Origin of the sequence: Streptomyces sp. NPDC050759, assembly GCF_044456945.1 — a bacterium.
In the GTDB taxonomy this organism is placed as follows: domain Bacteria; phylum Actinomycetota; class Actinomycetes; order Streptomycetales; family Streptomycetaceae; genus Streptomyces.
The window spans coordinates 584752-599657 of sequence record NZ_JBITGI010000003.1; the positions used below are offsets into that span (position 1 = coordinate 584752).

Below are 14906 nucleotides of genomic sequence, written 5' to 3' on the forward strand. Positions count from 1 at the left end.
GCTGTGCCAGGCGCACGCGAGCAGATCCGATCCCTCGTCCTTTCCGGCGACACCTTCGACCAACCAGCCGGCGAACTGAGGGAGTTGCAGCTGGAGGCCGCCCGGGAGACCTTCACCGCCCACCGCGAGCGGGTTCCGCTGCTGCGCACCCGGGCGGCGGAGACCGGAGTCGACGAGGTCACCGGCCTCGACGACCTCGTGCCCCTGCTCTTCTCGCACACCAGCTACAAGTCGTACCCCGTCTCCCTCATCAGCGCGGGCCGCTGGGACCGGCTCCTGCGCTGGTACACGACCGTCTCGGCGGTCGAGCCCGGCGACGTCGACATGGACGGCGTCCGCGACATCGACGAGTGGACCGACCGCATCACCGCCGCCGGCCACCGCCCGTACATCACCAGCGGCACCTCAGGGAAGGTCTCCTTCCTCAACTGCGATGCCAGTGACCTGAGTTTCCTGCACGACATCCTCGAGAACCTCACCTGCTGGCCCGACCCCCTGCCGCCGAAACCCACCCGCCGCGGCTATCTGCTCGCACCCGCGAGCGGCCCGATGCGCTCCATCGACGGCTTCCGCCGGCACGCCGACGTCTTCGCCCAACCCGGCGAGACCCGGCTGCTCACCGAGGACCCGATGCGGGTGTCCGAGCTGCTGAGCAGCGCGCTGCTGCGCCGCCGGATCGCGGAGGGCGCCGCCACCCCGCAGGAGATCAGCGCCTTCGAGTCCGTGTCCGAGTCCCGCGAGGGGGAACTGGGCACGGCCATGACCGCGATCGTCGACGACATCGCCGCACACCGCGACGAGCCGCTGCTGATCGCCGGCATGAACAACCAGCAGTTCACCCTCATCCAGGCCCTGCGTGCCCGCGGCGTCCCCGACGGCAGCCTGCACCCGGACACGCTGGTCCTCAGCGGCGGCGGCAACAAGGGCCGCGCCCTGCCCGACGACTACCAGCAGCAGCTCACCGCCTTCTACGACGGTGTCCGCCGCGTCCGCAGCTACGGCATGACCGAACTCCAGGGCTCCTGCCTCGCCTGCGAGCAGGGCAACTACCACGTGCCGCCCTGGGTGATCCCCCTGGTGCTCGACGAGCCCGGCGAGAGGCTCCTCAACCCCGAACACGGTGTCGTGGAGGGACGGTTCGCCTTCCTTGACGTCTCCCTGGAGGGCCGCTGGGGCGGGCTGATCAGCGGCGACCGGGTCTTCGTGGACTTCTCGCCGTGCGCCTGCGGCCGCCCGGGACCGGCGGTCCTGCCGGACATCCGGCGCTACGGCGACCTCGGCGGCGACGACAAGATCACGTGCGCCGCGACACTCGACTCCTATGTGCGGGGGATGATCCACTGATGAGCGGCACCACACTCGACGACACCACGGCCGTCGTCCACGTGATCCGGGGCGAGGTCGATCAGAGCGCCCCGGTCGATCTCGGCCGGTTCACCGCACCGGCGCTCGACCTGGACCGCCTCGTGTGGCCCCGCACCGAACCGGGCCCCGCCTTCCACGTGCCCGTGGCCGAGATCGTCGACCTGCTCGTGGAGACCGGCGAGGCCCTCAAGGCGGACCGCGACGGCCTGCTCGCCGAGGCCCTGGAACGGATGGTCCCGGTCAGTCCGCTGCCCGCGGAGGTGCTGGAGCGCGCCTACGCCGTGCTGTGGCGCAGCTTCCAACGCCCCGGCCTGTACGCCCAGATCGACCACGAACTCGGCGGTGCGGACGTGCTCGACGGCTGGCGCGAGGTACGCCTGCCCGACGACCGCATCGCGGCCACCCGCGCGTTCCCGCCCCGCCTGGTGCACATCATCGCCGGCAACGCACCCGGAGTCGCGGCGATGTCCGTCGTGCGCGGCGCGCTCACCAAGGGCGTCAACCTGCTGAAACTGCCTTCGAACGACCTGTTCACCGCGACCGCGATCCTGCGGACCATGGCCGCGGTCGCCCCCGGTCACCCGGTGGTGCGCTCGTTCTCCGCGGTGTACTGGCGCGGCGGTGACGAGACGGTGGAGAGTGCGCTGTTCCGACCGCAGTTCTTCGACAAGCTGGTCGCCTGGGGCGGCGAGGCCACCATCCGCAGCGCGGTGAAGTACGTCGGCCCGGGGTTCGAGCTCGTCTCCTTCGACCCCAAGACCTCCATCTCGATGATCGGCCGCGAGGCGTTCGCGTCCGAGGAGTCCCTGGCCCGGGCGGCCGACGCGGGCGCGGCCGACGCCACGTTCTTCAACCAGCAGGCCTGCGTGGCCAGTCGCTTCCAGTTCGTCGAGGGAACCTGGGACGACGCCGACCGCTACGCCGCCCTGCTGTGCGAACGGCTGGGAGTGGCACGGGAGTTCAGCTCGGCCGGCGGTCCACGGGTCGCCGGGGAACTCCGCGAGGAGATCGACGTCCTGCGCTCGATGGATCCCGAGTACCGGGTGTGGGGCGGCTACGACGGCCGGGGCCTGGTCATCCGCTCACCGGAACCCGTGGACTTCCACCCCGACGGAAAGATCGTCGACGTCGTCCCGGTCGCCGCCCTGGCCGACGCGGTCACCCACGCCGGCGTCGCCACGCAGACGGTCGGCGTGTACCCCGACGCCCGCAAGGCGGAACTGCGCGACGCCCTCGCCTGCGCGGGCGTACAACGCGTGGTTTCCCTCGGCAAGGCGGGCGGCATGCCGCCGGGCCTCTCCCACGACGGCTTCTATCCCCTGCAACGGCTCATGCGGTGGGTGAACGACGAGTGACGGCTTCCGCCGCGGAGAACCCGGCGCCCTGCGGTACACCCGGACCGCGAGACCGGCCGGCCGGACGAGACCGGACAGCCGGAAGAACGCGACCACCGGCGCCGGTCTGACCTTGCGCGGGGCGAAGAGTTCTGGACGACCGCGGGACGGGTACCAGTAGGCGGTCGATCCGGTGGGGAGGGTGCCTCCAGCGCCCACACCGGCGATCCGACGCGGTGAGGGCTGTCTGCCCGCCTCGCCCGTCGCAGGGCGGCCCTCGGTCAGAGGTCGAGCGCCAGCCGCAGGTCGAACCTCCCCGTCGCCGGGGCGGCGCTCATGACCCGGCGCCTCGCCAGCTGCCGACCCGAGCCTGGGCCCGCGGTCAGAGGTCGAGCGCCAGCCGCAGGTCGAACCTCCCCGTCGCCGGGGCGGCGCTCATGACCCGGCGCCTTGCCAGCTGCCGGCCCGCCTCGCCCGTCGCCGAGCGAGCCTCGGTCCGCGGTCAGAGGTCGAGCGTCAGCGGCAGGTCGAACCTGCCCGTCGCCGGGGCGGCGCTCATGACCCGGCGCCTCGCCAGCTGCCGGCCTGCCCCGCCCGTCGCCGGGCGGGCCTGGGCCCGCGGTCAGAGGTCGAGCGTCAGCGGCAGGTCGAACCTGCCCGTCGCCGGGGCGGCGCTCATGACCCGGCGCCTCGCCAGCTGCCGGCCTGCCCCGCCCGTCGCCGGCCCGCCTCGCCCGTCGCCGGCCCGCCCCGCCAAGGTCAGAGGTCGTGCACCAGCCGCGGGTCGACCCCCATCACCGGGACCGGACCGAGCACCACCTCGCCGAGTGGACCCGCGCCCGCACAACCGGCTCACTGCGCCGGACGGCGTCCGCTGCTCTCCCGCACCACCAGTTCCGTCGCCACCTCCACCCGCGTCGTCTCCGGCTGCTCCCCGGACAGCAGCCGCAACACCATCCGGGCCGCGAGTGCCGTCATGTCGGCCAGGGGAGTGCGGACCGTCGTCAGGCGTGGGGTCACCCAGTCCGCGAACGGCAGATCGTCGAAGCCGACCACACTGACGTCGGCCGGGATGCGCAGGCCCAGTTCGGCGGCCGCCCGGTAGGTGCCCAGCGCCTGGTGGTCGCTGCCGGCGAAGATCGCCGTCGGACGGTCCGGCAACGCCAGGAGCTCCAGGGCGTGTTGGTGCGCGAGGTTGTGGGTGAAGTCGCCGTAGCGCACCAGCTCGGCGTCGAAGGGGAGACCGGCCTCGGCCAGCGCGGAGCGGTAGCCGTCGACCCGGGCCCGGGAGGTGAGCCGGCGCTCCGGACCGCTGATGATCGCGATGCGCCGGTGGCCCAGCTCGATGAGGTGGCGGGTCGCGGCCAGTCCGCCGGGCCAGTTGGTCGCACCCACCCACGGCGTGCCCGGAGCGGGCTCGTCGATCGGCATCACCAGCGCGAACGGGATGCCGAGCCGGCTCAGCTCCTCGTGCTGCTCGGGCGTCAGTTCGGGCACCACGAGAATCGCCCCGCGCGTGGAGCGGGTGGCCAGCGAGTCCAGCCACTGACGGGCGCGTTTCGTCCGGCCGTGGGTGGAGGAGACGACCAGCCCCATGCCCGCGTCGTGCAGAACGTCCTCCGCGCCCCGGATCAACTCGACCGCCCAGGGGCTGTCCAGTTCGTTGATGACGAAGTCGATCAGCCCGCCGGGCGGGGCCGCGGTGGCCGCCAGGCGGTGTTTCGCCAGATAGCCGTGCTGCCCCAGCAGACGCTGCACCTTGGCCCGCGTTTCTGCCGATACATCGGATCTGTCGTGGAGAACCTTGGAGACCGTGGACACCGAGACGCCTGCCTGATCGGCGATTTCGGCCAGGGTGCGCCGTCTTGCCTCACCGGATCCTGTCCGAACCGTTGACGTCATCGGATGAATCTCCTACGTTGCCGGGCGATCGAGGTTTGCGAAAACTATCGCAATCCATGCTCCCGACGTAAGACTCCTCGGCGAAAAGGCGGTCCCCCATGAAGAGATGGCGCGCGGCTTCCCTGACCACGGCCGCCGCGGCCCTGGCTCTGGTCCTCTCCGGCTGCGGAGGAACCGGCGGCGGTTCCGGCGGCGGATCGGGTGGCGGCAAGGGCGAGTTGCTGGTCTGGGTGGACAACACCCGGATGCCCGCGGCCCAGCAGTACAAGAAGGCCCACCCCGACCTGAAGATGCGCATCGTCACCATCCCGCCCGACGCGGGCTACGTGCCCACCAAGATCTCGCTCGCCAACCGCACCAAGAGCGGCTGGCCCGACGTCGTCTTCCTGGCCAACCCGGCCGAGGCGGCGACCCTCGCCAGCGAGAAGTTCGGCTACGCGGCCCCGCTCGACGACCTCGTCCCGAAGCCCGTCCGGGACGGCTTCACCCCCGGCTCCCTCGACACCTGCACCTTCGGCGGCAAGACGTACTGCCTGCGCAACGACATCGCCCCCACCGTTCTCTGGTACGACGCGACGCTGATGAAGCGCTACGGCTACCAGGTCCCCAAGACCTGGGCCGAGTACCAGCAGACCGGTCTGAAGGCGGCCCAGGAACACCCCGGGACCATCGTCGGAGCCGTCAACGGCAAGTACGGCGCCGGCATCTACTTCGGCAGTAGCGGCTGCGCCACCCGCGACACACTCAGCCTCACCGAGGTCCACATCGACCTGGGCCAGGCCAACTGCACCCGGGTCGCCGATCTGCTCCAGCCGCTCGCCCGCGAGAAGGCCGTCACCACCGTCGTGCCCATCGACCCGGGCTTCGCCAAGTTCGGCAAGGGCGACAAGATCCTGATGCTGCCCGCCCCGGCCTGGTTCGGCGACTTCATGTTCGCACCCGCCTTCAAGGTGCCCAAGGGCCGGATCGCCGCCGCCCCCATGCCCACCTGGCCCGGCGAGAACAAGCCCTACGCCGGACAGGTCGGCGGCGGCGCCTTCCTCGTCTCCGCACACGCCGGCGGACGTACCAAGGAGGCGGCGGACCTGGTGCGCTGGATGACCACCGACGTGACCCTCCAGGCGAAGCAGCCCACCTACCCCGCCTTCACGGCAGCCGCGACGAAATGGGGCGAGGCCAAGTCGAAGGACCCGTACTACGCCTCCGACCCGATGCCCGCCCTCAGCGCGGCCGCGAACGCCCTGCGTCCCGGTTTCGGCGCGGTCCGCTACGAGGCCGACTGGCAGAGCAGCTTCAACGACACGCTCGTCAAGGCGGTCGACTCGGGCGGCAACCTCCGCAGCGCACTGGCTAGTTGGCAGGACAAGCTGGAGGCGGCGGCCAAGACCACGGGGTACACCGTCGGATGAAAACGCTCACGACACCCCGCCCGCCCACCGTCGCGGCCACACAACCGGTGACACCCCGCCGTCGGCGCCGCCCCGCCCGCAGGGCCGCCGTCTGGATCCTCGTCGGCCCGTACACCGTGTTCCTCGTGGTGTTCGGGCTCGCACCCGCCGGATACGCCCTGTGGACCTCGTTCGTCGATAACGGCTCCTTCACCGGCGGGCGGGACTGGGCGACCGTGTTCGAGGACTACCGGCTTGCCGACGCGGCCGCCAACGTGGCGACCTATCTGCTGCTCTGGCTGCCGATCCTGCTGCTGACCGTCCTGTCCCTCGCCTTCACCCTGCACGCCCGCCCCGGCCGCACGACGAGCGCGCTCCAACTCGTCTACTACCTGCCCGGCGCGGTCACCGGCTCGGCCGCCGCCCTGCTCTGGCTGTTCATGGTCAGCCCGGACAGCAGCCCGTTCTCACCCCTGCTCAAGCTGCTGGACGTCCAGAGCGCCACGGACGCGCTGTCCGGCGGCAGCGTCATCGCCGTCCTCACCGTGATGGGCGTCGCGGTGCACGCCGGCGGCTGGATCGTCGTCCTGTACGGGGCGCTCAACGCGCTCCCGCGAGACGTCCTGGAGGCCGCTCAGGTCGACGGCGCATCGGCCTGGCGGACCATGTGGCACGTCAAGCTGCCGATGGTCCGCACGTACGTCGCCTTCGTACTGATCTCCAGCTTCGCCTCCGGCAGCCAGGTGTTCGTCGAGCCGACCGTGCTGTCCACCGGCGCCCCCGGCCAGATCAGCCCCACCTGGTCCGTCAACCAGCTCGCCTACACCTACGCCACCCAGGACGGCGACTTCGGCAAGGCCGCCGCGCTGTCCCTGGCCATGCTCGCGGTCGGCGTACTGGCCGCCTGGATCGTGATCACCCGCACCCGTATGTACGCCACCGACTCCTCCGACTCCCGGTGAGTGAGGCATGACCGCACTGTCACGCGGCGCCCGCGCCCTGTTCCTGCTCGGCGCGGCCGTCTTCTTCGGACTGCCCCTGCTCTGGCTGCTCCTCGCGCCCACCCGCACGGCCGACGACCTGACCACCGGCTCACCCCTCGGCTTCGGCTCGCTCGGCAACGTGGGCGACGCCTGGTCGCACCTGACGTCGTACAACGACGGCCAGATCACCCTGTGGATCGGCAACTCGATCATCTACGCGGCGGCCAGCGTCGCCATCTCGCTGCTGCTGTGCGTCCCCGCGGGCTACGCACTCGCCAAGCACGACTTCGCCGGCCGCCGGGCCCTGCTCACCTTGTCGATCGTGACGATGATCCTTCCCCCGGCCGCGCTGGTGCTCCCGCTGTACCTGGAGATGTCGGCACTCGACCTCACCGGCACGGTCTGGTCGGTGATCCTTCCGCTGTCGTTCTACCCCTTCGGCGTCTACCTCGCCTTCCTGCACTTCCAGGCGAACCTGCCCGACAGCCTGCTGGACGCCGGACGCGTCGACGGGGCGAGCGAACTGCGGCTGTTCTGGTCCGTCGCGGTGCCGCTGGCCCGCCCCGCCATCGCGCTGATCGCCTTCTTCGGCTTCGTCCGCTGCTGGACCGACTTCTTCCTGCCCTTCGTGATGCTCTCCGACGACCGCACGTTCACCCTCCAGCTCGGCCTGATGTCCCTGCTGCAGTCCACCGGCGCGGTCAACAACTCCAGCGGCTTCGCCGACCTCGACATCCATCAACCGGAGGCGGCCCTGGCCGGACTCGTGGCCTGCGCGCCGCTGCTGATCGGTTTCGTCCTCGCTCAGCGCTTCCTGCGGACTGGGCTGCTGGCAGGAGCGGAGAAGGGCTGATGGACGACGACGCACGCACTGAAATGGCCTTGGAAGTAAGCGACGTGGTGGATCCTCTGGTGTCCCGCTTCAGCGCGGGCCGGGCACGCGTACGGCTCGGCGTGAACACCGCGATCCACGACGACACGGCCGCCGAACTGGAGGCGTTCGCCCGGCCGCTGTGGGGACTGGCGCCTCTCGCGGCGGGCGGACAGGCCGTACCGCACTCCGAGTTGTGGGTCCAAGGGCTCGCCCACGGCAGCGATCCCGCGCACCCCGAGTACTGGGGCGAGCCGGTCGACCACGACCAGCGCATCGTCGAGATGGCCGCCATCGGCTTCGCGCTCGCCCTCGCCCCCGAGCAGTGGTGGGACCCGCTGAGCGGCCCTGAACGCGACCGGCTCGCACGCTGGCTGCTCAGCGCGCTGCCCCGGGAGACCACCGACAACAACTGGCTCTTCTTCCCGGTGCTGATCGGCCTCGGCCTCGACCGGGTGGGCGTGCCCTACGACCGCTCGCTGATCACCACACGCCTCGACCGCCTGGAGACCTTCTGGCTCGGCGACGGCTGGTACGCGGACGGCCCCACCGAACGCCGTGACTACTACGTCCCGTGGGCCATGCACTTCTACGGGCTGCTCCACGACACGCTCACCGGCGGCGGCCGATTCAAGGAGCGGGCGGCCCGGTTCGCCGGTGACTTCCGGCACTGGTTCGCCGACGACGGCGCCGCCGTCCCGTACGGCCGCAGCCTGACCTATCGCTGGGCGCAGGCCGCCTTCTGGGGCGCGCTGCCCTTCGCGGGCGTCGACGTACTGCCGTGGGGCGAGGTGAAGGGGTACCTGCTGCGGCATCTGCGCTGGTGGCAGGGGCGGCCGGTGACCGGGCCCGACGGACTCCTGTCCATCGGATACGGCTATCCGCAGCCCGCGCTGGCCGAGCAGTACAACGCGCCGGGCTCGCCCTACTGGTCGCTGAAGGCGTATCTGCCACTCGCGCTACCGGAACAGCACGCGTTCTGGACCGCGAAGGAGGAACCGGCACCCGCCGCCCTGCCTGCCGTCACCGCCCAGCCGCACGCCGGGGCGGTGCTGATGCGCACACACGGCGACGTCACCCTTCTCGCCGGACGCCAGCACCACCCGTGGGTACGCCATGGCGCCGAGAAGTACGCCAAGTTCGCGTACTCGACCCGCTTCGGCTTCAGCCTGCCGAACGGCACGCTCGGGCTGGAACAGGGCGCGTACGACTCGATGCTGGCGCTGAGCGACGACGGCGGGGCGCACTACCGGGTGCGAGAGGAGCCGGCCGCGCACTACGTCACCGGCGACACGGTCCTCAGCACCTGGCACCCGTGGCCCGACGTGGAGATCACCACCTGGCTGACGGCCGCCGCGCCCTGGCACGTGCGCACCCACCGCGTCCGCACCGCTCGCGCCCTGCACACCGCCGAGGGCGGCTTCGCCGTCGACCGGGACGCGGGCACGGACCGCGGGACCGGGCCGGCGTACGCGCGGGTGTCGGCGCCCGCCGGACTCACCGGACTGCGCGACCTCGACGGCCGGCGCGAGGGCGAGGTCGTCGACTGTCTGCCCGGCACGAACGTCCTCGCCCGACGCACCGCCCTGCCCGTACTCGTAGGCCGACTCCCGCCCGGCGAGCACTGGTTGAGGTGTGCCGTGCTCGGTGCCCCGGCCGGAAGCGAAGCGGAGACGGCGTGGCGAGAGCCCCCGCCCCTCACACACCCGACGACCACCGCACATCCGACGACTGGAGACGGGACTTGAGACTCAGACATCTGTCCGTACTGGCCGCCGCGGCCGCGCTGCTGACCACCCCGGTGCAGGCGCAGGCGGCACAGTCCGGCCACACGTACCACGTCGCCCCGCAGGGCAGCGACCACGCCCACGGCACGCAGGCAAGCCCGCTGCGGACCATCGGCGCCTGCCTCGACCTCGTCCGCCCCGGCGACACCTGCCTGATCCACAAGGGCACCTACCGCGAACAGCTCACCCCTCCCTCCGGTACCGAGGGTGCCCCGGTCACGATCGCCGCGTACGGCGACGGCCCGGTGACCGTCGACGGGACCGAGAAGGTGACCGGCTGGAAGGACGCGGGCGGCGGACTGATCGCCGCCGACACGGACCTGCCGCCCGACCCCGACTTCAACGCGGTGTTCGTGGACAACGCCCGCGCAGCGGAAGGCCGTTGGCCCAACTCCGGCGCCGATCCGCTGAACGCGACCTGGGCCGAGGCCGACACCACCTCCACCGACCAGCACATCGACGACACCGACCTGCCCGACGCCGACTGGACGGGCGCCACCGTGCACCTCTGGGCGGGCTCCAACCCCTGGGCCCAGCAGACCGGCACGGCCAAGGCCTCGGCACCCGGCAAGCTGGACTTCAAGGGCGGCAACTACCGCTGCACCCCGTTGTGCATGGGCAACCAGCCCTACCGCAACTACTACCTCGTCGGGTCGAAGGCCGCCCTCGACCAGCCGGGGGAGTGGTATTACGACAGGACCGCGCACCGGCTCTACCTGGTCCCCCCGAAGGGCGGCATCGCCGGACACACGGTGACCGCCAAGCACCGGCTGTGGGGCGTCGACCTGAGCGACAGCTCGTACGTCACCCTGCGCGGCCTGGACCTGTGGGGAACCTCCCTGCGCACGGGCAAGTCCAGTACGGGAGTCGTGGTCGACCGACTGCACGCCACGTACATCTCCGAGTACTCCACCCTGCCCATGCCGCCGGACAGCGACCTCGCGATCGAGCCGGCCGAGGGACACATCGTCGCCTCCCGCATCCTCGACTCCGGCGTGCAGATCCTCGGCACCGGCAACACCCTGAAGAACAGCGAGATCGCGCAGTCGGCCGGTGACGGCGTCCTGGTGCGCGGCAACGGCAACACCGTCACCAACAACTACATCCACGACGTCGGCTGGATGGGCAGCTACACACCCGGCATCGAGATCAACGGCAACGGCCATACGGTCACCCACAACACGATCCGCCGCACCGGACGGGCGGCCATCGACACCGCCTACCAGATCAACGGCACCGAGTACCACGACAACCGCATCGCCTACAACGACATCTCCGAAGCGATGCGCACCTCCCGCGACGGTTCACCCTTCTACGTGTGCTGCTACCTGAACGGCACCGGAAGCTCCATCGACCACAACACCGCGCACGACTCCAGCGGCCAGAACGGCTACTACGTCGACAACTACTCCGGCCACTTCAAGCTGCACCACAACGTGGCCTGGAACACCGGCGCCCGTGGCGTCTACTTCAACGGCCACACCGGGCCCAGCATCGCCAACGAGGACCACAACTCCAGCTACGGCGTGGGCATCGGTACCGCCTCGTCCGCCCTCGGCGGCGCGACGGACGCGTCCGGCTCGTACTTCAGCAACATCATCGGCCCCAAGCCGGTCACCGCGACCCAGACCGGCAACCCGCTGCCGATCGTCCGCTCCAACCTGATCAGCGCCACCCCCGGCTACACGAACGCCGTCAACGGCGAGCTGTGGCTGACGCCCGGATCGCTGGCCATCGACGCGGGTGAGGTGGTCGACGGCATCACCACCGACACCCTGGGCACGGCTCCGGACCAGGGCGCCTACGAGTACGGCGCGCCCATCTGGTCCACCGGCTGCGACCTGCCCGGCTGCCAGCAGCGGGTGCGGCACGGCAACTGGAGCGCCACCGCCAGCGACGGAAGCAACGCCGCCGTCACCGTGGACGGCGACATCAACAGCCGCTGGACGGGCACCGCCCCGCAGGCCGCCGGCCAGTCCCTGACCGTCGACCTCGGCGAGAGCAAGACGTTCAGCCGGCTCTCCCTCGACGCGGGCCGCGACACCGGCGGCCAGCAGCCATACGGCTTCACGGTCTCCGCCAGCACTGACGGCACGCACTGGGGCGAGCCGCTCGCCCGTGTCTCCGGCCGCTCCTTCACCCAGGACGCGGTGTTCCCCCGGCAGACCACCGCCCGCTATGTGCGCATCACGCTCACCGCGAGCGGACCCACGCCCTGGGTCGTCAACGACATCCGGCTGTACGGCGACGGGCCCGACGCCGCCTCGACGCTCCAGGCCGAAAAGGCCACGACCGTACACGGCGTGGGGCGCGGAACGGCGGCCACCGGAGTCCTCGGCTCCGGTGACTGGGTGGCCTTCCGCAAGGCGAACATCAGCGGAAAGCACCTCACCGTACGACTCAACTCCACCTGCACAAAGGGCTGCTCGCTCCAACTGCGCCTGGACGCACCGGACGGCCCGCTGGCCGCATCGGTGCCCGTCACAGGCACGGGCGACTGGCAGGAGCAGACCGTGACCCTGAAGCGCGAGGTCACCGGCACGCACGACCTCTACCTCGTGGCGAAGGGCACGAGCCGGGTCGCCGCGCTCGACTGGCTGACGATCAGGCCCTGACCCCCGACGACCGGCCGGGCAGCGGGATACGCAATCCCGCTGCCCGGCCACCCCGCCGAATCCGTATCCACGACCAGAAATGGGAGGCAGCCAGGTGACCGCGCCAACAGGGAACGGGATCTCTCGAAGAGGTGTGATCGGCACGGCAGCCGCAGTCGCCGCCGCCGGCTGGACAACAGGGTCAGGCACCGCCTGGGCAGCGCCACCCTCGCCCGAAGGCGCGGAGGATGTGTACGAACGCATGGCCAGAGCCGCCGCCCTGCGCTGGCGGCGGATGCCCGGCGACTGGAAGGACGGCCCCTTCCTCGGCAACGGTCTGCTCGGGGTGCAGGTCTACCGAGGCGCGACGGCCAACTCCGTGAAGGTCATGGTCAGTCACAGTCAGGTGCAGGACCAGCGACCTCAGTGGCGTGCCCCGTACGGCTTCTCCCGTCTGCCCATCGGGCATTTCAACCTCACGCTCGCCGGTGAGGTGACCGGAGTCGACTGGACCCTGGACCTCTGGGACGCGGAGCTGCGCGGCACCGTCACCACCACCCGCGGCAGCGTCCGCTTCTCGATGCTGGTGCACAACGCCCGTACCGCGCTGCTGATCTCCACCCGGCCCAGCGCCGGCGAGGAGACCGCGGCCTGGTCGTTCACGTGGCTGCCCGCCATCTCGCCCCGCGAGAAGGACAAACCCGCCGACTACACGGGCAACCCGGACCCCAGCACCGGATCCGCCGGCACCACCCACTACGTCGAGCAGCCGCTGATCGCGGGCGGCGGATGGACCACCGCCTGGCGCGAACGGCGCGTCGGCAGTGGCAGGTTGCTGGCAGCGCACATCGTCTACGGCTTCCCCGAGGCCCTCTCGCGCACCACGGAGCGGGCCGTCGCCGACGTAGGACGCACGCTCTCCGCGGACCCGGACGAGCTGGTGCGCGTCCACCGCGCCTGGTGGCACCGCTTCTACCGGCGCAGCCTGCTGTCGGTACCGGACAAACGCATTCAGGACTTCTACTGGATCCAGCTCTACAAGGCTGCCTGCGCCACCCGCGCCGGCGGGCCCTCGATGTCCGAGTGGGGACCGTGGTACCCGGAGACGGGCGGCAGTTGGAGCGCCGTCTGGTGGAACCTCAACGTGCAGATCGCCACCTGGCTGATCCAGGGATCCGCTCACCCCGAACTCGACTCCGTCACCTCCACCTTCAAGAACTTCGAGAAGTACCTGCCGCAGTCCGTCCCGCCGGAGTACCAGGACGGCGACACCTACGCCCTCGCCCACCCCTCGGACTGGATGCTGCGCCCCGGCGCCAAGACGGTCGGCATCCCCGGCACCGCCACGAAGACCGACAACAACGGCAACCTCATCTGGGCCATGCACAACGTCTGGCTCAGCTACCGCCACACCATGGACGTGTCGATCGTGCGTGACGTCCTCTACCCGATCCTCGCCAAGGCGGTGAACTTCTACGACCACTTCCTGTACGAGGGCGGCGACGGCAAGCTGCACCTGCCGCTCACCCGGTCGCCCGAGTGGGCCGACGCCACCGACTGCACCTACGACCTCTCCCTGATCCGCTGGGGCTGCGCCACCCTCCTCGACTGCCTGCGCATTCTCCGTACGGACCATCCGCGCGCCGGACGCTGGCGCGAGATCCTCCAGCGCCTGGTGGCCTACCCGCGTGATGAGACCGGCATCAACATCGGCGCAGGCAAGCCGCTCACCGAGTCGCACCGGCACTTCTCGCACATGCTGTGGCTCTTCCCGCTGCACGAGTTGAACTGGGACCGCCCCGCCGACCAGGACACCATCCGGACGACCTTCGACCACTGGGTCAAGGACCGGAGCCTGTGGGCCGGTTACAGCTACGCCGCCGCGTCCTCGATGGCCTCGTTGCTGGAACGGCCGGAGGACGCCCTCGACTTCCTGACCTTCTTCACCGACGGCAACCTCATCAAGAACGCGTGGATGACCCCGAACACCATGTACGTGGAGGGCGGCAACCTGGCCATCGAGAGCCCGCTGACGGCGGCCCAGTCCGTCCTCGACATGGCCGTGCAGAGTCACGGCGGCGTCGTACGGACCTTCCCCTCCGTGTCACAGCGCTGGCCCGACCTGTCGGTCCAAGGCCTGCGTACCCAGGGAGCGTTCCTCGTCGACGCCGACCGATCAGGTGGCCGGACCCGATGGGTGCGCGTCCACAGTGAGGTGGGCGCGCCGCTCGTTCTCGACCACGGCATCGACGGTGCCATCGACGTACGGGACGAACGCGGGCGGCGGCTGCGGTACCGGGAGACGGGACCCGGTCGCATCGAGATCCCGCTCGGCCGAGACGAAACGGCCGTCGTCCTGCCGCGCGGCACAGACCCGGACCTGCGTCCGCGGGACGTGCCGGCCGTCGGCGACGCAAAGCCGTGGGGGCTGCCGGACTGAGTCGTGGCAGCCACGTCGGTGTCGGCCTGTCGTACAGGCCGACACCGAAGAGTTCTGCCGATCATCGGGTGGATCGGCGCCTTCTTTCACCACGTGAGGGCGCACGTCGACGGGCCGAACAGCAGCACTACGCCGAAGTACCCTCAGGGGCTCGGCTCCTCGGGGCGGTCGGACCGTTCTGTTCCCTGATTCAGAGGGGGCCAGGGTGGGGGCGTCCAGGAATCTTGTTCCGGGCAACGCCG

Annotated in this window: 9 protein-coding genes; 8 read left to right on the forward strand and 1 reads right to left on the reverse strand. The window is 70.7% G+C overall.

Annotated features, from left to right (window positions below; all coding sequences use genetic code 11):
* Positions 1-3 precede the first annotated feature (3 nt).
* Together ACIBJB_RS12660 and ACIBJB_RS12665 are read left to right on the forward strand one after the other, a co-directional pair.
* On the forward strand, positions 4-1344 hold the full coding sequence (locus ACIBJB_RS12660) for a hypothetical protein (protein ID WP_398929522.1): 1341 nt from the start codon (positions 4-6) through the stop codon (positions 1342-1344).
* Positions 1344-2720 (forward strand): acyl-CoA reductase, encoded by a 1377-nt coding sequence (locus ACIBJB_RS12665; RefSeq protein ID WP_398929524.1) that lies wholly within the window; start codon positions 1344-1346, stop codon positions 2718-2720. The genes ACIBJB_RS12660 and ACIBJB_RS12665 overlap by 1 nt, the downstream gene beginning before the upstream one ends.
* Before the next feature lie 831 nt (positions 2721-3551).
* Here ACIBJB_RS12665 and ACIBJB_RS12670 read toward each other — a convergent pair.
* A complete protein-coding gene (locus ACIBJB_RS12670) occupies positions 3552-4601 on the reverse strand; it encodes a LacI family DNA-binding transcriptional regulator (RefSeq protein WP_398929526.1) in 1050 nt (349 codons plus the stop codon).
* A 98-nt stretch (positions 4602-4699) separates the two neighbouring features.
* On the opposite strand from ACIBJB_RS12670, the gene ACIBJB_RS12675 reads away from it, so the two are divergent.
* The 6 genes from ACIBJB_RS12675 to ACIBJB_RS12700 all read left to right on the forward strand — a co-directional run bounded on the left by ACIBJB_RS12675 (position 4700) and on the right by ACIBJB_RS12700 (position 14664).
* Positions 4700-6010 carry an ABC transporter substrate-binding protein gene (locus tag ACIBJB_RS12675; protein ID WP_398929528.1) on the forward strand — a complete coding sequence of 437 codons (1311 nt, stop codon included), beginning with the start codon at positions 4700-4702 and terminating at the stop codon, positions 6008-6010.
* Positions 6007-6951, forward strand: coding sequence for a carbohydrate ABC transporter permease (locus ACIBJB_RS12680; protein WP_398929530.1), 945 nt, complete (start codon positions 6007-6009; stop codon positions 6949-6951). The genes ACIBJB_RS12675 and ACIBJB_RS12680 overlap by 4 nt, the downstream gene beginning before the upstream one ends.
* 7 nt (positions 6952-6958) lie before the next feature.
* On the forward strand, positions 6959-7825 hold the full coding sequence (locus ACIBJB_RS12685) for a carbohydrate ABC transporter permease (RefSeq protein ID WP_280882359.1): 867 nt from the start codon (positions 6959-6961) through the stop codon (positions 7823-7825).
* Positions 7825-9591: a DUF2264 domain-containing protein gene (locus ACIBJB_RS12690; RefSeq protein WP_398929532.1), complete on the forward strand. Its 1767-nt coding sequence runs from the start codon at positions 7825-7827 to the stop codon at positions 9589-9591. Before ACIBJB_RS12685 ends, ACIBJB_RS12690 begins: the two co-directional genes overlap by 1 nt.
* Positions 9588-12245, forward strand: coding sequence for a discoidin domain-containing protein (locus tag ACIBJB_RS12695; protein ID WP_398929534.1), 2658 nt, complete (start codon positions 9588-9590; stop codon positions 12243-12245). The genes ACIBJB_RS12690 and ACIBJB_RS12695 overlap by 4 nt, the downstream gene beginning before the upstream one ends.
* A gap of 241 nt (positions 12246-12486) precedes the next feature.
* Positions 12487-14664, forward strand: coding sequence for a glycosyl hydrolase family 95 catalytic domain-containing protein (locus ACIBJB_RS12700; RefSeq protein WP_398929536.1), 2178 nt, complete (start codon positions 12487-12489; stop codon positions 14662-14664).
* Positions 14665-14906: the final 242 nt, after the last annotated feature.